The following is an 18238-nucleotide window of genomic DNA, read 5'->3' as shown; positions in this document are numbered from 1 at the left end:
GGCCCGTACACAGGATAGGAGCGTGCGCCATGGGCTTCAGGATGGGGATCGTCGGACTGCCGAACGTCGGCAAGTCGACGTTGTTCAACGCATTGACGCGGACCGCCGCCGCGCAGGCGGCCAACTTCCCGTTCTGCACCATCGAGCCCAACGTGGGCGAAGTGGCCGTACCCGACGCCCGCCTTCACAAGCTGGCCGAGATGGCGAAGTCCAAGCAGACCATCCCGGCCCGCATGACCTTTGTCGACATCGCGGGTCTGGTGAAGGGCGCGTCCAAGGGCGAGGGCCTCGGCAACCAGTTTCTTGCCAACATCCGCGAGACCGACGCCATTGCTCACGTGCTGCGCTGTTTCGAAGACGGTGACGTCACCCACGTCGATGGCCGGGTCGATCCGGTAGCCGACGCCGAGGTGATCGAGACCGAGCTGATGCTGGCCGACCTGGAAAGCATCGAGAAGCGCCGCGCCGGGCTTGTCCGAAAGCTGAAGGGCAACGACAAGGAGGCTGCGCAGCAGGACCGCCTGCTTGCCGCAGCGCAGGAGATGCTGGAAGACGGCAAGCCCGCCCGTCTGGTCGAGGTCGATGAAGAGGACCGCAAGGCCTGGAAAAACCTGCAACTTCTGACGTCCAAGAAGATCCTCTACGTCTGCAACGTCGATGAAGCCAGCGCGGCGGACGGCAACGAGCATTCCGCCAAGGTCGCCGAAATGGCGGCAGAGCAGGGGGCCGGTCATGTCATCATCTCGGCCCAGATCGAAGAGGAAATCAGCCAGCTCGACGACGAGGAAGCCGCTATGTTCCTTGAAGAGATGGGGCTCGAGGAGGCCGGACTCGACCGTCTGATCCGCGCCGGTTACGACCTGCTGCACCTTGAAACCTATTTTACCGTCGGCCCCAAGGAGGCCCGCGCCTGGACCATCCGCGAAGGCACCCGCGCGCCGCAGGCGGCAGGCGTGATTCACGGTGATTTCGAAAAAGGGTTCATCCGTGCCGAGACAATCGCCTATGACGATTATGTCGCCGCAGGCAGCGAACAGGCCGCCAAGGAAGCCGGGAAGATGCGCGCCGAGGGCAAGACCTATGTCGTCAGGGACGGCGACGTGATGCACTTCCTGTTCAACACATGATCGCCATGGCTGGGCCGCTGCTCACGCTATGATTGCAAGCTGAAACATGATACCCTCTGGTATTTCCAGAGGGTATTTGCCGTGATTCAGCTAGAAATTCCAAATCTCGATTCCCAGAACCGGCTGTTCATGACCTGGGTTCCGATCCGGGTAAGGGTCCGACAGACCAATGTGCCCGCGGGGGCCCCCGACCTTGACCTGACCTTCCGCAACGGTGGGTCCACCGGCAGGTTCTGGTTTTCGCCCACGCGCGCCAACAGTGGCAATGACGAAATCGCCCTGACCATCCCGGCCAACGGTACGCCGGCTGAATTCTGGATGGCGGGCGAATTCGGCCAGCCCAGCGAAAGCTTCGGCGACGCGGCGCTGGAGGTGGCGATGAACGGTCAGGCACTGGGCGCGATCCCGGCGATGGTCCGCGTGCGCAAGAACGCCAACACCCTGACCGAGACCGAGCGTGACCGCTTTCTTGCGGCCTTCGGGACGTTGAACGGACAAGGCACCGGGCGCTTCGGCGACCTGCGCGCGATGCACACCAGCGAATCCGACCCCCAGGCCCATCGCGACAGCGGCTTCCCACCGTGGCACCGGGCCTACCTGCTTGATCTGGAACGCGAATTGCAGGCCATCAATCCCGAGGTCACGCTGCCATACTGGCGGTTCGACGAAGCTGCGCCGAACGTCTTCACGACGGAGTTCATGGGCGTCAACAGCCCATCCAACTTCGCCAGCTTCGCGCCCGGCCACGCGTTGGAGAACTGGGCAACGGACGGCAGCACCGGCATCCTGCGCACGATGAACTTTCAGCCGGACGAGGCACCGCCGCCAATTGTCTTTCCCGGCGGCAACTGGGTGATGAACGACGAAGTCACCACGTTGGGGCTGGGGGGCAACGACAGGGATTTCGGTCCCTTCCGCGCGGACTATGAAAGCAACCCGCACGGTTTCGCCCATGTCAGCTTTGACGGATACATCGGCGCCATCCCGACCGCCGCGCGCGATCCCCTGTTCTTCATGCTGCATTGCAACGTCGATCGTCTATGGGCCAAATGGCAATGGGTTCATGACCGCCACGATCGCAACACGCCCCAGACTTACGTGAACGGCAATCGCGATGGTCACCGGCTGGACGATACCATGTGGCCCTGGAACGGCGTGACCGGCGGCGGCCGACCGTCCACTGCGCCTGGGGGAGGGTTGCAGGGCTCTGTCGTGACCGATTTGCCCGGCGCGTCGCCGACGGTGGCGCAAATGGTCGATTACATGAATGTGACCGGTGCCTTGGAGACCGGCGCCGGTGGTGACATCGGGTTCTGCTACGATGACGTGCCCTTTGAAATCGAATCCGGAGCAGGCGCATGACCCCTGAAGAGCTCAAGCAACAGATCAAGGCCACTCTCGGCGGCAAGAGCGCCGACCGCTCTGCCTCGCCCGGATCGGATGCAAACGTGACGGAAAGCCTGTCCACGGTAGCAGACCCTGAAAAGCCCGAGCCGGAACGTCGCGGCGCGCTGCGCCTTTTGCAGGCAATGAATATCGCGGCCGACGATTTCGGACAGCACCGTCCGGGGTTTCTCGATGCTTTGCGTGGTATCGTGACGGATGACGACGCACCGCCGGCGCTCTATCGCGATGCGCTCGGCCTTCTGGCCATGGAGGCCGATGCCTTGGTCGAAGAGCTTCTTACTGCCACGCTGGAAGACAAGGACGGTGGGGCGCGCGTTTCGAAGGCCGAAGCGCTGCGGCTGCTGGCGACCGATGATCACAGCGATGTCCAGACCACGGCGCGGAAGCTGTTGGAAGAAAGCAGCGACGAGGAAACCCGTATCGAAGCCATGCGCGCGCTGTCGCAGGACGCCGGGGCGCAGGGGCTTATCAAGTCGGTCCTGGAAGACCGCGGCGAAACGCAGCAGATGCGCAGGGCCGCCGGCACGGCGCTTCGCAGCGTCGATCCCGACGGGTTTCGGGAGACCGCTTTGCGTATCGCGCGTGACGACGACGAGGACAGCGACTTGCGCGCCACGCTGGCCACGGGGCTGGCGACGCTGGAGAAAGAGATTGATGACGACCTGAAGGACGATCTGGGAAAGGTCGCCGCGGACCTCGAACGCAAGGGCTCGGCCGAGGCAGGCGGCCATGCCGCGCGCCTGCGCAGCCAGATGGCGCAGCCCAAGGCCGATCCGCAGCCGCAGGTCCTGCGCAAGGACGACTCGGCCACGGCTTCGATGGACGACGACACGCCGCTGATAAGCGTCACCAAGAAGTTCTGAGCACCGATGTCGGCCGTCAAACTGCAAACACTCGAGACCGGTCCCCCCCAAGAAGTCCGGTCTCGCATCGCCGCCGCGCTGGACGAACGCCACCCGATTTACGCGGGGCTGTCGCGCAACGCGGCAGACCGGCTGCGCGGCCACCTGATGGCGCGTCTGGCCGAGGTCGGGCTGCCGGACGCGGCCTTGCCCTTCATCCGCGAGGAATTGGAACTGGGCGACAGCCCCTATGTGGCCGCTGCTGCAGCCCGTGCACTGGCAGGCGCCGGGACCATGCCGGATTGGGCCGCCACCGCCCTTGATGCGGCGGCCCGACGGTTCGCCACCGCCGACGATACCATCTGGTTCAGTCCCCGCGCAATGATCCCCGCGGCGAAGACCACCGTATTGGGTGAGTTCGCGTCCGCCCGGTCGCTGGCGAAGAGACCTTCGTGTTGCTGCGGCGGTGGAGGGTCCGTGTCCGAGGGACGGGAGGTTAGCACCGGGCCGCTGCCCGGCGGCATCCGTCTGCAGGATCAGACCGGACGGGAAGGCAGCTTTGCCAGCTTCTTCGACGCCCCGGTGAACGTCGTGGCCTTCTTCTACACCCGTTGCATGAACCCGGCGAAATGCTCCGCCACCATCGAGAAGCTGGCGCCGCTTTCGCGTGCCTTGACGGCTGCCGGTTTGCCTGCCCGCGTCGGTGCCATCAGTTACGATCCCGACTACGACAGTCCCCGTCGTCTGGCGGCCTATGGCGGCAACCGGGACGTGACCGAAGACATTCCGCTGCTCCGCGCCACCGCGGGCATGGGGCATATCACCGATCATTTCGCGCTGGGCGTGGCTTATGGCGAGACCACGGTGAACCGGCACCGAGTCGAGGCGTTCCTGACCGATCCCGAGGGTCGCGTGTTCGACGCCCATCTCAGGCGGGCCTTCACCGTCGAGGATGTGGTGGCCGGCGTCACCCGGGCCCACGCCCGGGTGCTGCAACTCGACTGAAGGTCAGGCGAAGTCGACGAACTTGGAAAACGGCATCTCGCGCAGCCGCGTGCCAGTGGCGGCAAAGATCGCACCGGCCAGCGCCGGCGCGGCCGGCGGCACCGGAGGCTCGCCTATCCCGCGCACATTGTCGCCATTCTCTAGCCCGCGCACCGTAATCACCGGACATTGATAGAGGCGCATGCCCGGATAGCTGTCGAAGTTGGACTGTTGAGCCATGCCGTCTTCGTAGGTGATTTCGCAGTTCATGGCGTGCGCCAGCGCGAAGATCACCCCGCCTTGCACGAGGTTGTCGAAGTTCACCGGGTCGATCACCCGCCCGACCTCGGCCGCCACCCAGACGTTGTCGATAGTGATGCCGCTGTCGGTATTCGTAACTTCGATCACCTCGGCGCAGCGCACCCCGAAGCTGGTGGTCAGCGCCACACCACGGCCTTTGCCGTTGCCCAGAACGCCGTCCCACGACGACATCTCGCCCACCGCTTCCAGCACTTTCGCCGCCAGCGGATCGTCGCAGAGCCGCAGCCTTTCCTCCAGCGGATCGGCCCCCGCCGCATGGATCAACTCGTCCAGCGCGGCGTTCTGGAAGAAGCCGGCGTGCGAGGCCCCGACCGAGCGCCACGATGAGATCGGCGCCAGCGCATCGGCGCGGAAGCCCGTCACCCGGTGGTGCGGAACAGCAAAGGGTGCGTTCCATGCGCCCGAGACAATCTGACTGTCCGGTCCCGGCACGGAATAGCCCTGCCGGCCCATTTGCGAGGCCACGACCGAGGGCGCAGCGATCGACAGGTCCATCGCCTGTACCTGACCGTCCGCCACCTTGCCGCGCAGCCGCCCCATGGCGATCTGACGGGGGAAGTCGTGCGTCATGTCCTCTTCGCGCGAATAGGTCAGCTTGACCGGCGTGCCCTTCATCTGCACCGCGATCTCAGCGGCCTGCTTGACCACCTCGTCTTCGAGCCGGTGCCCGAAGGAACCGCCCATCATCTGTACGTGCAGCGTGACGTCGGCAGGCTCCAGCCCCGCGATCCGCGCCACATTGGCCTGCACGAAACGGGGGATCTGGGTCCCGGTCCAGACCTCGGCGCCATCCTCGTCGATCCGAACCACGGCACTGATCGGCTCCAGCGGAGCATGGGCAAGGTAAGGGGCGCGGTACTCGGCCGCGATCACATCGCCCTCGCTCAACGCCTCGTCGACATCGCCGACGTCCGTCTGCCGGCTGTCCTGCTTGTCCTTCGTGAAGGCGTCGCTGAGCGCCTGCCAGTGACCCTCCATGCTGGCGGGCATGGGCGAAGGCCCCCAGTCGGCCTCGATCGCCTCGACCGCCCGGAAGGCCCGCCAGGTGTTGTCGGCCACCACGGCGATGCCGCCGGTGACAGGCACCACGGCCTTCACGCCGCGCATCTTCTCGGCTTCCGCGCTGTCATAGCTGCGCAACAGGCCGCCACGCGCCGGGTTCACCCTCACGGCGGCATGGACCATGCCCTCGATCTCGGTGTCGATGCCGTAGGCTTGCGTGCCGGTGCACTTGGCCACCATGTCGATCCGGGCCATCGGCTTGCCGATGTAGCGCCATTCCTCGGGCTGGCGCAGCGGTACGTTCTGCACCACCTCGGCCTCAACAAGATCGGCAGCCAGATCGGCATAGGGCAAGGCGGTTCCATCAGGCAGCAGCACCGCGCCGCCTTCGGTCCGCAGGTCGCTAACCGCCACCCCGGCGCGCGTCGAGGCCGCGCGCTTCAGGGTTTCGCGGGCCGAGGCGGCGGCGGCGCGCAGCTTGTCGAAGCCATCCGGCACCGTGGTCGAACCGCCGGTGATCTGCATCCCCGAAAGCTTCATCACCGCACCCACGGCGCCCTCGGCCACGTTGCGCATGATGCCTGCAGCCGGGACCGAGAATTCCGCCACTTCCTCGGCCAGTGCCGTGTTCCAGTAGGCCGGGCCCGGCGGGCCGGGATCGACGCGCACGTCTTCAAGATCCACGTCCAGTTCCTCGGCCAGCAAGGCCGCTTGCACGTGATACGCGCCTTGGCCCTTGTCGGCGCGCGGCGTAATCAGCGTGACACCGTCCGCGTCGATGCGCACATAGGGCGTCAGCGCCGCCGTGCCCGGCTCAAGCTGCGCCAGCAGCGGATTTGCGGGTTCCTTGCGCACCTGGTAGACACCGAAAGCGACGCCGCCGGCGACGGCAGCGGTGCCGACGAGAAAGGCGCGGCGGGTAAAGGTCTTCATCTTTCCCATCTCAGCCCTCGCTCAGGCGGGTTGCGGCGGTATGCACAGCGGCGCGGATGCGCGGGTAGGTGCCGCAGCGGCAGAGGTTGCCCGACATCACCTCGTAGATGACCTCATCGGTAGGGTTCGGGTTCTCCGACAACAGCGCCGCCGCCTGCATGATCTGGCCGGACTGGCAATAGCCGCATTGCGCCACCTGATGTTCGATCCAAGCCGCCTGTACGACATGCAGCGCATCCGGCCGGCCCAGGCCCTGAATGGTGGTGATCTCTGCGCCTTCGGCATCGGCTGCCCAGACCTGACAGGACCGCACGGCTTCGCCATCAAGGTGCACCGTGCATGCGCCGCATTGCGCGATGCCGCAGCCGTATTTCACGCCCTTCAGGTTCAGTTCGTCGCGCAGCACCCAAAGGAGCGGCATGTCGTCTTCGACATCGACGTCATGCGCCGTGCCATCCACTGTAAGTCTCATCTACCCTCCCCCGGAATTGCCTGTCCTGAGAGGCAGATAAGCAGGGGGTGGGGCGGGGGCGAACCGAACGTAACGTAACCTGAAGAAGATTCAGAACAATTCCGCATCCCGTGCCACGATAGCGGCCTGCGTGCGATTGCCGACTTCGAGCTTGCGGTAAAGCGTCTTCATGTGAAGCTTGATGGTGGGCTCCGTCAGCCCAAGGTCGCGCGCGATTTCCTTGTTGGACTTGCCGCGCGTGAGACCTTCGAGCACCTGCAATTCGCGCTGCGTGAGCTTTTCGGCCAGTGGATGGTCCATCACTTCCGGCTCGGCGGTGAAGAAGTCGATCGGGGCGTATTGTTCGCCCATGGCCATGAAGCGGATCGCGCTGACCAGGGATTTGGCCGCCAGCGTCTTGGGCACGAAACCCGCGGCGCCCATCTCGAGCGCCTGTTCAGCGACCTCGCGTGTCGCCTGACCCGACATCAGCGCTACCCGCTGACCGCCGCAGAGCGACAATGCCTCGCGCAGACTGGCCAGACCGGCCATGCCCGGCATCTTCAGATCGAGGAGTACAAGATCGTAATTCGGCTGGGTCTCGATCTTCTTGCGCGCTTCGGGGAAGTTGGCGGCCTCGTCGGTGACTATGCCCGAATCTGCACTGAGAAACGCGGTCAAGGTATCGCGCAACAGGTCGTGGTCGTCTGCGATTAGGATGCGCACTAAACTTCCTCGTTCTAAGATTGAATACCTAGACGGAGCTGGGGGGCGAGGCAACAACTCATTCTCGCACCTGCATGTCTCGCCCTGTCTAGCGCGGCTGAATCGGTGTGTTTCCGACCGGCGGGCGAGGGGTGTTGCCGAGGCCGCGGCAACCGGGTACTCGGGTGTCGGAACCCGTCCCGAGAAGGAGCGGCACACGTGCCCGACGCCGTCTTGACGCTCTGCCGTCTATGCAATCCCGAGGCCCTTGACCGGCAGACCATCGACCTTCGCGCCGCTGTGTCGCGGGCGGGGCTGGACGTGCAGGTGCGCGGCCAGGATTGCCTGAACGCCTGTTCCCGGCCACAGGCCATGGCGGTGCAGGGGTCGGGCCGCGCGACATATGTTTTTGACGGTGTGGATCCGGAGACCGACAGGGACGACATCATCGGTACGCTCAACGCCTATTTCGCGGCGGAACGCGGCTGGATCGAGGATGCAGAGGCCTGCGGCCGCCTGCGCTTCTGCCTCCGTTCGCGCGTTGCGGCGCTGGACTGAGGCGTTTCACAATTAACCAGAGGCAGCGGGCATAGCGGGTGCGCTGAACGTGCCGCAGGGTTTTGGTTGTTCAGGGGTGTTCGACGTTGATCTGAACGGCGTCTGCGACCGGAGAACCGCCCACCACCAGCGGCCGGTGATCATTGCCGTAAAGCGCCGCTTTCACCGTCACCTCACCGGCGGGCAGGGCGTCCAGATGTACCCAGTCGCCGTAGGCCCGCATCACCTTTTCATCATTGACATAGACGTGCGCGTGGCCTTCGCCGGGAACATGCGTTGAGCTGACGCGCTCGGGTGCGAAGCGGAAGTTCCGCCGGGTCATCCGCAGGTTCCAGCCGGACATCGGATCGCGGGTCAGCGCGATGGTCAGGGCAGGGGCCCCGGGGCCTGCCGCGATCTCGATCGGCGTGGCATGGTCATGTCCGGCGCCTGCGGCGTGATGCGCAGGATCGCCGTGGTCATGGCCGGCGAGCGTCACGCCGTAGCCTGCGGCGGTGACAAAGCCGATGCCGCCGCCGAAGACCAGCCCGATCACGAGCATGGCAAGGGTCCGATCCATCAGGAGCCTCCGTTGCGCGGCGCTCAGGCCCGGCGCGCCGCCAGCGCCGCCTCGCCCTCGCGCTGCCAGAAATGGCCCGCAAAGACGCCGAGCATCACCCACGCCGCCAGTCCGACACCCAGTGCCCGCGACGCGAACAGCGCAGCGATCTCGGGCGGTACGGTGCCGGCAAAGGCTGCGGGATGCGGTGCGCCGACAAGATGCGGCACGAGCAGCAGCACCACGGCCGCGCCCCACATCGTCAGGCTGCGGCCAAAGGCGATCAGCCAGACCGCAACGCCCGAGGCAGCGACGGTGGCGAACCACCAGAATTGCCGCGCATCGACCTCTGCCGCGGCAACGCCGGGCACTTCCGGCGGCAACGAAACGGCAGGTGCAAGGTGAAAGACGACATAGCCTGCCAGACCCCACAGGATGCCCCGGCGGCCATCCACCACGACGCCACGCGCCTCGGCCAGCGCCATGCCGGCGATCAGCAGGAAGGCATAGCCGGTGTATGTCAGCATGGTGAAAAGGATGCTCAGCCCGTCACGCAGCGGGTCGAAACCGGATAGCGCCTGATGCGCCGAGGCGGTCTCACCCGCGCCGAAATGCACAAGCTGCCCACTTTCGTAAAGCTCGGCATGCAGAAGGACAGGCTGCACGAACAGCAGTTGCAGCAGCGCCGCGAGAACCCCGGCGGCTGCGCCAGCGAACAATGCGCTGGTCAGGATACGGCTGAACATGGCTCAGTGGCAGGGGAAACCGGTGGCGTGACGCACGTCATGAGCCGCCGCATGCAGGGTCGAAGCCTGAACGTGCCCGGTGACGCCGATGATGCCGAGGCCAAAAACGGCGGCAAAGATCACCGCGACAAGCGGCTGCGTGGCGGTCGAGGTCTGAACCGTCTGGGTCTGGGTCGTCATGGTCGTACTCCTTTCGCTGTCTCACCCGACAGCGTCGTCGGTTGCATTTGCAGGCAGGTCTCCTGGCTCGTGGATCGGCGCTGGCCCGTCCCCTTCCCCGTACCGGTGCACGAGTGGATCATGACGACAGCTACCCACTTACAGTCGCGGGGGCGGCTCCGGATTTCGCAGGCCGTGACCTGCTGCACCGGATTCCCTATTAAGCCTGGCCCGCACGCGGACCCCGGCACCTGTCTTCTCGTACCAGATAACGTCCGCGTTACGAAAGCCCAAAATGCGACCGGCGGGTCGCGAATTGCGTCAGTCCGGGGTGCCGCCGGCGGGTTTGACCTGCACCGGATAACCCGAGACGCAGAGCACCACCTCGTCGCAGGTCAGCGCAACCCGCTGGTTCAAGAGCCCCGCCTCATCGCGGAACATCCGCGCCAGACGGTTTTCCGGCACGATGCCGCCGCCGACCTCGTTTGTGACGAAGACCACCGGAGCGCGCTGCTCGGCGAGCGCCTCGATCAGCCCCGAGGTTTCGGCGCCGACGTCGCGGCCTGCATGCATCAGATTGGACAGCCACAGCGTCAGGCAATCCACCAGCCTCGGCGCATCGCCGTCGCTGTCATGCAGCGCCTGCGCGAGGTCGAGCGGCTCTGCGAGGGTGCGCCAGTCGTCGCCGCGCCTGGCCTGATGGGCCGCGATTCGCGCCGCCATCTCTTCATCGAAGGCCTGTGCCGTGGCGATGTAGACCGCCGGTCGCCCGATCTCGAGCACCCGCTGTTCGGCCAGAGCGCTCTTGCCGGAGCGTGCGCCGCCGGTAATTAGGATCGACTTTCCCATGGCAGCGTGACAAAGCAGATTCCCGATGCGGAAGGAAGCGACAATTCACGGCAGAACGTTGCCGGACGGCAGGGCCGCCGATAGGGGCGCGCCCGATGGCGTGCGCATCGAAAGCCATTTTGGTGAATGGTTGCAAGGGCGTATCGGGCCGGACGGACCGCTTGTGCTGCTCACCGTGGCTTGTCCGGTGCTTGGTGTATCGGCGCGGAGGCTCGGCAGCGGACCGCTGGAGATTGTGCAGAATCGACGGGTATTGACCGAAGCCCGCGCGAAGGCGTTCCTTGATCGGATCGGAGCCGCGACAGGCCGGTTTGCCCTGTCTGCCGACATGCCGCCGGGTGGCGGGGCAGGGGCATCGACGGCCGCCCTGCTGGCGCTGGCACGGGCTGCCGGGGCAGAGGGCGACCTCGCCCAAGCCTGTCTCATGATGGAAGGGGCCACCGATCCGCTGATGTTGCCCCGTCCTGACGCCGTGCTCTGGGCCCCGCGTGAGGCGCGTATCCACGGGCCGGTCGCCGCGTTGCCCGAGGCCGAAATCGTCGGCGGATTTTGGGGGGCGCCGCAGGCCACTGACCCCGCTGACCTCGACTTCCCGGATGTTACCGATCTGGCCGAGCGGTTCGCCAGCCCCTTGTCGCTGCCGGAGCTTGCAGAGATCGCCTCTACATCCGCCCGTCGCTGCACGGCGCTGCGCGGTCCCCGGAACGATCCGACCGCCGAACTGGCGCACAGGCTTGGCGCTGTCGGACACCTTCGTGCCCACACTGGGTCGGCCCGTGGTTTGATATTCGCCCCCGGCACCGTGCCATCACTGGCCGTGTCCACCCTCCGCGCGGCGCGCTTCACCGAAACCCTACGGTTTCCGACGGGCGGCCCATGAGCTTCGCCGCAATGATGCTTGTTGCCTGTCTGATCGACGCGGCGATCGGCTGGCCCGAGGCGCTTTATCGCCGTATCGGCCACCCGGTCACCTGGCTGGGTTCAGTTGTTGCGACCTGTGAGCGGCGCTGGAACCACGGCACCGCTGCAAAGCGTTTGCGCTGCGGAGCCCTTGCCACCTCGCTGACCGTCGCCGCTGCGGTGCTGCCGATGTGGGCGGTGCAGGCGATGCTGCCGGCCGGTGCGGTGGGCGTCCTGCTGGGCGGGATCCTGGCGTGGCCCTTCGTTGCCCTGCGCGCCATGCATGATCATGTTGCCGCCGTCGCCACCCCGCTGGCGGCTGGCGACACAAACGCCGCGCGCCAAGCGGTGTCCATGATCGTCGGCCGTGACCCCGCGCAACTGGACGACCCTGCCATCGCTCGCGCCGCGCTGGAGAGCCTTGCCGAGAACACCTCGGACGGGATCACGGCGCCGGTGTTCTGGGGCGTGGTGCTCGGACTGCCGGGCATTGCCGCCTACAAGGCGATCAACACGCTGGATTCGATGATCGGCCACCGTAACGACCGCTACGAGCATTTCGGAATGGTGGCTGCAAAGCTCGACGATCTGGTCAACCTGATCCCGGCGCGGTTGACCGGGGTGCTTTTCGCCGCCGTCTCGGGCCGGGCGCGCGAGGCTTGGGCCATCATGCGACGTGACGCACCGCAGCACCGGTCTCCCAACGCCGGCTGGCCCGAGGCCGCAATGGCCGCCGGTCTGCGAGTTCGCCTGTCCGGCCCGCGCAGCTACGGCGATCGCACGGTGCAGGAACCCTGGCTGAACGGCACCGATCCGGACCCGAAGGCCGGAGACGTCGCCTGCGGGCTTGCGCTCTACCGCCGCGCCATGGTTGGGATGGCCGCGATACTGGCGCTGCTGGCGCTTGTCTGAGGGAAGTTTCATGCGCGACCACGGCGGCGATCTGGACCGGGCACAAAAGACTTGGGGCGCAGGTGACTGGCTCGACCTGTCCACCGGCATCAACCCGGTGCCTTATCCGCTGCCCGCCCTGCCCGCGCGCGCATGGGGCGCCCTGCCGACCCACGCCGAGACCAGCGCCTTGGCCGGGGCCGCCCATCGCGCGTTTGGGGCCGGGGAGGCAACCCGGTGCCTGCCGTTGGCCGGGGCGCAGGCGGCGATCCAGCTGATGCCGAGACTGGGCGATCCGGGGCAGGCGCGGGTGGTGACGCCCACCTACAACGAACACGCCGCCGCGCTGCGCGCGCAGGGCTGGGACGTGGCGGAGGTGCCGGACCTTGAGGCGCTGAGCGGGGCCGCCCTGGGTGTCGTGGTCAATCCGAACAACCCAGACGGACGCAGCTGGACGCCCTCGGACATCCTCGGGGCGGCTGCGACGGTGGGCCTGCTGATCGTCGATGAAAGCTTCGCCGATCCGACCCCGGACCGCTCCGTCATCCCGCATTTGGACGGTGGCAACATCCTCGTTTTGCGCTCCTTCGGCAAATTCTACGGGCTGGCGGGCCTGCGCCTGGGCTTTGTGCTGGGCCCGGCAGATGTGATCGACAGGGTGCGCGCGCTTGCCGGGCCGTGGTCTGTCAGCGGGCCTGCGATTGCGGTCGGGCAAGCGGCGTTGGGCGATCTGCAGTGGCAAGAGGACACCCGCGCGAGGCTGGCGGAGGATGCCCGCCGGCTTGACACGCTGGCGGAGCGCCTTGGCTGGTCTCGTGTTGGCGGGACGACGCTGTTTCGCACCTATGAAACCGGCGATGCCCTCGCGGCGCAGGACCGGATGGCGCGGCATCACATCTGGTCGCGGGTGTTTCCCTACGCAAAGGGTTGGCTGCGGCTGGGTCTGCCGGGCGATGAGGCGGCATGGCAGCGGCTGGAAAGGGCGCTCCGAGACTGATCCTTCGATGGTCGCGGCTTGACGCAAGAGGTCACTGTAGGACGCTGCCGCGCGGGATCAAGGCCTTTGGCCGCCTGGCATCCGTCTACCTCCTCCTGAGAGGCGATATGGTGAGGGGCGCGCAACCGATCGAGGTTCTCGGGAGTCGAGGGTTCGAGTGGCCGCACCCCTGTCCTGTCCCCTCCCTGAAATGGCGGCTGTGCGGCTCGGCGTTCGGCGGCAACCAGAGAAGGTGGGTGTGATGACGCACCTTACGGCTTCGTCATGGTTCGCTGCAGCCTCTATCGGTGGCGCGGGGCCGTCTTCAACCCGCCGCCGCGAGCAGCCCGCCGACGTCCAGATGCGTCTCAAGATGCTCCGCCAACGCGTCGAGCACGCCATCCACCTCCGCATCATACCCAAGGTCCGATCCGACCCCGAAGCGCGCCAGCCACGCCGCTCTGAACCTGTCATCGCGGAACATGCCGTGCAGGTAGCTGCCCTGCACACGGCCATCGGTGCTGGCCGCGCCTTCGGGCTGGCCCTCCACAAAGGCAAAGGGACGCGCCCGGTCCGGCCCCTCGCTGCGGCCGATGTGGATTTCGTAGCCGTGCATCGACAGCCCGGTCGCCGCATGTTGCGCTTTGACCTCGCTCAGGTGCTTCTCCGGCGTCATCACCGTGTCGATCTGCAGCAGCCCCAGCCCCGGGTCGCTGCCCGCCGGCCCCTCGATTCCCTCCGGGTCCGAGACCACACGGCCCAGCATCTGGTAGCCGCCGCAAATTCCCAGCACATGGCCACCGCGCCTGACGTGCGCCGCAAGGTCCACGTCCCAGCCCTGCGCCCGCAGGAACGCGAGGTCGCCGCGGGTCGACTTGCTTCCGGGCAGGATCACCAGGTCGGCGTCACCCGGGATCGGCTCGCCGGCATTCAGCATGGTGAGCTTGACGCCCGGTTCCTGCGCAAGCGGATCGAGATCGTCGAAGTTGGCGATCCGGCTGAACCTCAGACAGACAATGTGGAAACCCTCGCACGCGCCGCCCGAGCGGATGTCCAGCGCATCCTCGGCCGGCAGCTTCCATGCATCCGAGAACCATGGCGCCACGCCATAGCCGCGCCAGCCGGTGCGTGCCTCGATCAGCGCGTAGCCGTCATCGAAAAGCCGAGGATCGCCGCGGAACTTGTTGATCAGGAAGCCTTTCACCAGCGCCGCATCGCCCGCGTCGATCACCGCCTGGGTGCCGACGATCTGTGCGATCACTCCGCCGCGGTCGATATCGCCGCAAAGAACCACCGGCAACCCGGCGGCCTGGGCGAACCCCATGTTGGCGATGTCGCCCGCCCGCAGGTTAACCTCTGCCGGCGATCCCGCGCCCTCGACGATCACGAGGTCATGCGCTGCCTTCAGCCGCTGGAAACCCTCCAGCACCGCCGTCAGCAGACCGGGCTTCAGCCCGGCATAGTCGCGCGCCTTTACCGTGGCGAGCCGCTTGCCCTGCACCACCACCTGCGCACCGACATCCGTCTCGGGCTTCAAAAGGACCGGGTTCATGTCCGTATGCGGCGGCAATCCGCAGGCCAGCGCCTGCAATGCCTGCGCGCGCCCGATCTCGCCCCCGTCTGCCGTGACCGCTGCATTGTTCGACATGTTCTGCGGTTTGAACGGCGCAACCGAAAGGCCTCGCAGCACCGCTGCGCGGCACAGCCCGGCCACCAGCATCGACTTCCCGACGTTGGAGCCGGTGCCCTGGATCATCAGCGCGCGGCTCATCCCTGTTTCGGCAGGAACGCCTCGACAGCCGCCTGCGCCACCACGGTGACTTCGCCGGTGTCGGGATTGGCTACGTCCAATCCGCCCAGCACGGCGCGGACCTCGGCCTTGCCGCGGGGCAGGGTGGCCGCCAGCGCGTCGCAGTCGACCGCGTCAGGCTCCTGCACACCCACCGTCACCTTGACTTGCATGTCATCATGGCTCAGCTCCAACACCCCGAACAGCGGGATCGACGAATGCCGCATGGCATCCTCGATCGCACGGTCGGCGGCCTTGGTGTAATCCTGCCCGTGCAGGTCGTTGCCCATGCCCATTTCGATGATGAACCGCTGCATCACTTGGCCTCCACGTCCAGCGCCACTGAGATCGCGACGTTGGCCATCACCGTCGGATTGCCGTCAGGCCGTGCCACATCCAGCCCGCCGCGCGTGACGTGGACCATGACCTGCCCGTAGGGAAACACCGCCTTCACGGCCTCCGCATCCACCAGTTCCGGCTGCGCCACGCCCACGTCGACTGTGATCTGCATGTCTTCCCTGGCCTTGCCGAATAGCTCGGCCAGATTGATCGAGTTGTGCCACAGCGCGTCCTTCACGGCCCGCGTCGCGGCCTCGGTATAGTCCTGACGGCGGAGCGAGGTGCCCATGCCGAATTCGGTGAGCAGGCGTTTGACGGGCATCAGAACTCCACCCCCTTCTGCGCCTTGATGCCGTCGCGGAACGGGTGCTTGACCAGGTTCATTTCAGTCACGAGGTCCGCCGCCTCGATCAGCTCCGGTTTTGCATTGCGTCCCGTCAGGCAAACATGGGTCATCGCCGGCTTCTCCTCCAGCAGGAACCCTACGACCTCGTCGATGTCCAGGTAGTTATAGCGCAAGGCGATGTTGATCTCGTCCAGCAGCACGAACCGAATATCTGGGTCCAGAATCTGCTCCTTCGCGATCCGCCAGCCGTTCTGCGCCGCCGCGATGTCGCGTTCCTTGTCCTGCGTCTCCCAGGTGAACCCCTCGCCAGAGACGAAGAACCGGCACTCCTCGGCGAAGCGCCCCTTCAGGAACTCTGCCTCGCCGGTCAGCCAGGCGCCCTTGATGAACTGGACCACCGCGCAGGGCATGCCGTGGGCGATGCAGCGCAGGATCATGCCGAATCCCGACGACGACTTGCCCTTGCCCGGCCCGGTGTGGACCATGATCAGGCCCTTCTCCTCGGTCTTGGTCGCCATCATCCGGTCGCGGGCGGCCTTGATCTTCTTCATCTTCTCGGCGTGGCGGGTGTTTTCGGCGTCCGACATCGGCGTCCCTTTCGCTTGACAAGCACCGGGCTTCCGGCGCAATTGCATCCCTGCTGGTGCCTGTCTAAACAGGTGAAAAGGGAATGTGCCAGCCCTGTCGACACAGGGTCAAGCGCAGCCGCCCCCGCGACCGTGACCGGAGAGGTCGTCCGTTTCGCCACTGGGTCCGCCCGGGAAGGCAGGATGACCGCGAGGCGAAGGGCCTCACATCCGCAAGCCGGGAGACCTGCCAGCCGAGAGACGAGACGAAAACCGGACGGGGTGTTCCGGTGTCGGGATGTGCCGGGCAAGAGGCCCGCTCCCGCCATCCGACCCGCGTGCCCCGAATTGGGACGGACGAGGTATGAAGGACACCAGCGTGGCTCAGACCGAACTGCTGGTCTGCGTCAAATGCCGCAGGGGTACGGACCTGCCCGAGGACGAACGCCGTCCCGGCCAGCGGCTTTACGACGAGCTCAGCGCCAACATGCCCGAGGGCGTGCGCCTGCGTGCCGTCGAGTGCCTGCAGAATTGCGACCACGGCTGCACCGTGGCGCTGCGCGGCCCGGGGCGCTGGACCTATGTGTACGGAAACATCCACGAAGTGTCGCATCCCGGCGTGATCGCCGACGGTGCCGCGCGCTATCACGCCACCGATGACGGGCTGATCCCGTGGCGCGAGCGTCCGGAGCATTTCAAACGCAACTGCATCGCCCGCATTCCCCCAGTGGAGGACTAAATGACCGATCTCGCAAAGCTTCCCGTCACCGTGATTACCGGCTTCCTCGGATCCGGCAAGACGACACTGATCCGCCACCTGATGCAGAACCCCGGCGGCAAACGCCTTGCCGTGGTGGTCAACGAATTCGGCGATGTCGGCGTCGATGGCGAGATCCTCAAAGGGTGCGCCATCCCCGATTGCCCGGAAGAGAACATCATGGAACTGGCCAACGGCTGCATCTGCTGCACCGTGGCCGACGACTTCATTCCCACCATCGAGGCGCTGATGGCGCTGGAGCCGCGCCCCGATCACATCCTGATCGAGACCTCCGGTCTGGCACTGCCCAAGCCGCTGCTGAAGGCTTTCGACTGGCCCGATATCCGTTCTAAAATCACCGTCGACGGGGTGATCGCGCTGGCCGATGCCGAGGCCGTTGCAGAGGGACGTTTCGCGCCTGACGTCGCCCGGGTCGATGCGCAACGTCTGGCCGACGACAGCCTTGACCACGAGACGCCGCTTTCCGAGGTATTCGAGGACCAGATTTCCTGTGCCGATATCATCCTGCTGACCAAGCCCGACCTGGCCGGACCAGAGGGTGTGGCCAAGGCGAAAGAGGTAATCGCCGCCGAGGCGCCGCGTCCCCTGCCGGTGATCGAAGTGGCCGAGGGTGCGGTCGACCCGCGCGTCATCCTCGGGCTGGAAGCCGCGGCGGAAGACGACATGGAGGCCCGCCCGAGCCACCATGACACGTCGCACGACCACGATCACGACGACTTCGAATCGATCGTGGTTGACCTGCCGGAACTGGCCGATCCAGCCGACCTTGTGCGCGCCATCGAGGGTCTGGCGACAAGCCACAACATCCTGCGTGTCAAGGGCTACGCAGCGGTCGCCGGCAAACCGATGCGCCTGCTGGTGCAGGCGGTGGGCGCACGGGTCAGGCACCAGTACGACCGCGCATGGAAAATCGGCGAGGATCGTCAGGGACGCGTTGTGGTGATCGCCGAGCATGACGACATCGACCCACAGGCCATCCGCGCCGCGTTGGGCGTGACCACGGCCCAAGCTGCAGAATGATGTAGGGCGGG

21 protein-coding genes and 2 riboswitches are annotated in these 18238 nt (G+C 66.2%); of the genes, 10 read left to right on the top strand and 11 right to left on the bottom strand.

Going from position 1 to position 18238, the window contains the following annotated elements:
• Positions 1–29 precede the first annotated feature (29 nt).
• From ychF to AC04PT_RS11025, 4 genes are all read left to right on the top strand, one after another.
• Positions 30–1127 carry a redox-regulated ATPase YchF gene (gene ychF / locus AC04PT_RS11040; RefSeq protein WP_482873738.1) on the top strand — a complete coding sequence of 366 codons (1098 nt, stop codon included), beginning with the start codon at positions 30–32 and terminating at the stop codon, positions 1125–1127.
• A gap of 129 nt (positions 1128–1256) precedes the next feature.
• Complete coding sequence (locus AC04PT_RS11035) at positions 1257–2489, top strand: tyrosinase family protein (RefSeq protein ID WP_482873737.1); 1233 nt, start codon at positions 1257–1259, stop codon at positions 2487–2489.
• Positions 2486–3397, top strand: coding sequence for a hypothetical protein (locus AC04PT_RS11030; RefSeq protein ID WP_482873736.1), 912 nt, complete (start codon positions 2486–2488; stop codon positions 3395–3397). Before AC04PT_RS11035 ends, AC04PT_RS11030 begins: the two co-directional genes overlap by 4 nt.
• A 6-nt stretch (positions 3398–3403) precedes the next feature.
• Positions 3404–4381, top strand: coding sequence for an SCO family protein (locus tag AC04PT_RS11025; RefSeq protein WP_482873735.1), 978 nt, complete (start codon positions 3404–3406; stop codon positions 4379–4381).
• Between the two features lie 3 nt (positions 4382–4384).
• Here AC04PT_RS11025 and AC04PT_RS11020 read toward each other — a convergent pair whose 3' ends face one another.
• The 3 genes from AC04PT_RS11020 to AC04PT_RS11010 form a co-directional block, all read right to left on the bottom strand.
• Positions 4385–6625, bottom strand: coding sequence for a xanthine dehydrogenase family protein molybdopterin-binding subunit (locus AC04PT_RS11020; protein WP_482873734.1), 2241 nt, complete (start codon positions 6623–6625; stop codon positions 4385–4387).
• 1 nt (position 6626) lies between these two features.
• Positions 6627–7088: a (2Fe-2S)-binding protein gene (locus AC04PT_RS11015; RefSeq protein WP_482873733.1), complete on the bottom strand. Its 462-nt coding sequence runs from the start codon at positions 7086–7088 to the stop codon at positions 6627–6629.
• Positions 7089–7178: 90 nt separating this feature from the next.
• The gene (locus tag AC04PT_RS11010) at positions 7179–7793 is read right to left on the bottom strand and encodes a response regulator (protein WP_482873732.1); all 615 of its coding nucleotides are present in this window, start codon (positions 7791–7793) and stop codon (positions 7179–7181) included.
• 198 nt (positions 7794–7991) lie between these two features.
• On the opposite strand from AC04PT_RS11010, the gene AC04PT_RS11005 reads away from it, so the two are divergent.
• Positions 7992–8330, top strand: coding sequence for a DUF1636 family protein (locus tag AC04PT_RS11005; RefSeq protein WP_482873731.1), 339 nt, complete (start codon positions 7992–7994; stop codon positions 8328–8330).
• A 70-nt stretch (positions 8331–8400) separates the two neighbouring features.
• Here AC04PT_RS11005 and AC04PT_RS11000 read toward each other — a convergent pair whose 3' ends face one another.
• The 4 genes from AC04PT_RS11000 to cobU form a co-directional block, all read right to left on the bottom strand.
• Entirely contained in the window at positions 8401–8889 is a 489-nt protein-coding gene (locus tag AC04PT_RS11000) for a hypothetical protein (RefSeq protein ID WP_482873730.1), read from the bottom strand.
• Between the two features lie 23 nt (positions 8890–8912).
• The gene (locus tag AC04PT_RS10995; RefSeq protein WP_482873729.1) at positions 8913–9614 is read right to left on the bottom strand and encodes a CbtA family protein; all 702 of its coding nucleotides are present in this window, start codon (positions 9612–9614) and stop codon (positions 8913–8915) included.
• Positions 9615–9617: 3 nt separating this feature from the next.
• A complete protein-coding gene (locus AC04PT_RS10990; RefSeq protein ID WP_482873728.1) occupies positions 9618–9794 on the bottom strand; it encodes a CbtB domain-containing protein in 177 nt (58 codons plus the stop codon).
• 35 nt (positions 9795–9829) lie between these two features.
• A riboswitch (cobalamin riboswitch) is annotated at positions 9830–10043 on the bottom strand.
• A gap of 51 nt (positions 10044–10094) precedes the next feature.
• The gene (cobU, locus tag AC04PT_RS10985) at positions 10095–10622 is read right to left on the bottom strand and encodes a bifunctional adenosylcobinamide kinase/adenosylcobinamide-phosphate guanylyltransferase (RefSeq protein ID WP_482873727.1); all 528 of its coding nucleotides are present in this window, start codon (positions 10620–10622) and stop codon (positions 10095–10097) included.
• Between the two features lie 58 nt (positions 10623–10680).
• Here cobU and AC04PT_RS10980 point away from each other — a divergent pair, with 58 nt between their 5' ends.
• Genes AC04PT_RS10980 through cobD form a run of 3 tightly spaced genes read left to right on the top strand, consistent with a single transcriptional unit; the run spans position 10681 to position 13410 of the window.
• Complete coding sequence (locus tag AC04PT_RS10980) at positions 10681–11502, top strand: propanediol utilization protein (protein ID WP_482873726.1); 822 nt, start codon at positions 10681–10683, stop codon at positions 11500–11502.
• Positions 11499–12434 carry an adenosylcobinamide-phosphate synthase CbiB gene (gene cbiB / locus AC04PT_RS10975; protein ID WP_482873725.1) on the top strand — a complete coding sequence of 312 codons (936 nt, stop codon included), beginning with the start codon at positions 11499–11501 and terminating at the stop codon, positions 12432–12434. Before AC04PT_RS10980 ends, cbiB begins: the two co-directional genes overlap by 4 nt.
• A 10-nt stretch (positions 12435–12444) precedes the next feature.
• Complete coding sequence (gene cobD / locus AC04PT_RS10970) at positions 12445–13410, top strand: threonine-phosphate decarboxylase CobD (RefSeq protein ID WP_482873724.1); 966 nt, start codon at positions 12445–12447, stop codon at positions 13408–13410.
• Positions 13411–13714: 304 nt separating this feature from the next.
• Here cobD and AC04PT_RS10965 read toward each other — a convergent pair whose 3' ends face one another.
• From AC04PT_RS10965 to cobO, 4 genes are read right to left on the bottom strand one after another with little or no spacing between them, the layout of a single operon-like run.
• Positions 13715–15160 (bottom strand): cobyric acid synthase, encoded by a 1446-nt coding sequence (locus tag AC04PT_RS10965; protein WP_482873723.1) that lies wholly within the window; start codon positions 15158–15160, stop codon positions 13715–13717.
• On the bottom strand, positions 15157–15495 hold the full coding sequence (locus AC04PT_RS10960) for a Lin0512 family protein (protein ID WP_482873722.1): 339 nt from the start codon (positions 15493–15495) through the stop codon (positions 15157–15159). The genes AC04PT_RS10965 and AC04PT_RS10960 overlap by 4 nt, the downstream gene beginning before the upstream one ends.
• Positions 15495–15839, bottom strand: coding sequence for a Lin0512 family protein (locus AC04PT_RS10955; RefSeq protein ID WP_482873721.1), 345 nt, complete (start codon positions 15837–15839; stop codon positions 15495–15497). Before AC04PT_RS10955 ends, AC04PT_RS10960 begins: the two co-directional genes overlap by 1 nt.
• Positions 15839–16450, bottom strand: coding sequence for a cob(I)yrinic acid a,c-diamide adenosyltransferase (cobO, locus tag AC04PT_RS10950; RefSeq protein ID WP_482873720.1), 612 nt, complete (start codon positions 16448–16450; stop codon positions 15839–15841). The genes AC04PT_RS10955 and cobO overlap by 1 nt, the downstream gene beginning before the upstream one ends.
• 37 nt (positions 16451–16487) lie before the next feature.
• Positions 16488–16698, top strand: a riboswitch (cobalamin riboswitch).
• A gap of 95 nt (positions 16699–16793) precedes the next feature.
• Here cobO and AC04PT_RS10945 point away from each other — a divergent pair.
• Positions 16794–17168 (top strand): DUF1636 family protein, encoded by a 375-nt coding sequence (locus tag AC04PT_RS10945; RefSeq protein WP_482873719.1) that lies wholly within the window; start codon positions 16794–16796, stop codon positions 17166–17168.
• A complete protein-coding gene (cobW, locus tag AC04PT_RS10940; protein WP_482873718.1) occupies positions 17169–18227 on the top strand; it encodes a cobalamin biosynthesis protein CobW in 1059 nt (352 codons plus the stop codon). It begins immediately after the preceding gene.
• The last annotated feature ends 11 nt before the right edge of the window (positions 18228–18238 follow it).

The sequence above is a fragment of the Litorisediminivivens sp. KMU-197 genome, assembly GCF_056858395.1.
Note: the sequence above shows the minus strand (reverse complement) of the source record. Positions and strands in the feature narration are given on the sequence as shown.

What these genes read in the sequence shown, in the direction of transcription:
- AC04PT_RS11035 (WP_482873737.1), top strand. Translation starts at nt 1,257, where the DNA reads ATGACCTGGGTTCCGATCCGGGTAAGGGTCCGACAGACCAATGTGCCC.
- AC04PT_RS11000 (WP_482873730.1), bottom strand. Translation starts at nt 8,889, where the DNA reads ATGGATCGGACCCTTGCCATGCTCGTGATCGGGCTGGTCTTCGGCGGC.
- cobD (WP_482873724.1), top strand. Translation starts at nt 12,445, where the DNA reads ATGCGCGACCACGGCGGCGATCTGGACCGGGCACAAAAGACTTGGGGC.
- AC04PT_RS10990 (WP_482873728.1), bottom strand. Translation starts at nt 9,794, where the DNA reads ATGACGACCCAGACCCAGACGGTTCAGACCTCGACCGCCACGCAGCCG.
- AC04PT_RS10955 (WP_482873721.1), bottom strand. Translation starts at nt 15,839, where the DNA reads ATGCCCGTCAAACGCCTGCTCACCGAATTCGGCATGGGCACCTCGCTC.
- cobW (WP_482873718.1), top strand. Translation starts at nt 17,169, where the DNA reads ATGACCGATCTCGCAAAGCTTCCCGTCACCGTGATTACCGGCTTCCTC.
- cbiB (WP_482873725.1), top strand. Translation starts at nt 11,499, where the DNA reads ATGAGCTTCGCCGCAATGATGCTTGTTGCCTGTCTGATCGACGCGGCG.
- cobO (WP_482873720.1), bottom strand. Translation starts at nt 16,450, where the DNA reads ATGTCGGACGCCGAAAACACCCGCCACGCCGAGAAGATGAAGAAGATC.
- AC04PT_RS10945 (WP_482873719.1), top strand. Translation starts at nt 16,794, where the DNA reads ATGAAGGACACCAGCGTGGCTCAGACCGAACTGCTGGTCTGCGTCAAA.
- AC04PT_RS10960 (WP_482873722.1), bottom strand. Translation starts at nt 15,495, where the DNA reads ATGCAGCGGTTCATCATCGAAATGGGCATGGGCAACGACCTGCACGGG.
- AC04PT_RS10965 (WP_482873723.1), bottom strand. Translation starts at nt 15,160, where the DNA reads ATGAGCCGCGCGCTGATGATCCAGGGCACCGGCTCCAACGTCGGGAAG.
- AC04PT_RS10995 (WP_482873729.1), bottom strand. Translation starts at nt 9,614, where the DNA reads ATGTTCAGCCGTATCCTGACCAGCGCATTGTTCGCTGGCGCAGCCGCC.
- AC04PT_RS11030 (WP_482873736.1), top strand. Translation starts at nt 2,486, where the DNA reads ATGACCCCTGAAGAGCTCAAGCAACAGATCAAGGCCACTCTCGGCGGC.
- AC04PT_RS11015 (WP_482873733.1), bottom strand. Translation starts at nt 7,088, where the DNA reads ATGAGACTTACAGTGGATGGCACGGCGCATGACGTCGATGTCGAAGAC.
- ychF (WP_482873738.1), top strand. Translation starts at nt 30, where the DNA reads ATGGGCTTCAGGATGGGGATCGTCGGACTGCCGAACGTCGGCAAGTCG.
- AC04PT_RS11025 (WP_482873735.1), top strand. Translation starts at nt 3,404, where the DNA reads ATGTCGGCCGTCAAACTGCAAACACTCGAGACCGGTCCCCCCCAAGAA.
- cobU (WP_482873727.1), bottom strand. Translation starts at nt 10,622, where the DNA reads ATGGGAAAGTCGATCCTAATTACCGGCGGCGCACGCTCCGGCAAGAGC.
- AC04PT_RS11020 (WP_482873734.1), bottom strand. Translation starts at nt 6,625, where the DNA reads ATGGGAAAGATGAAGACCTTTACCCGCCGCGCCTTTCTCGTCGGCACC.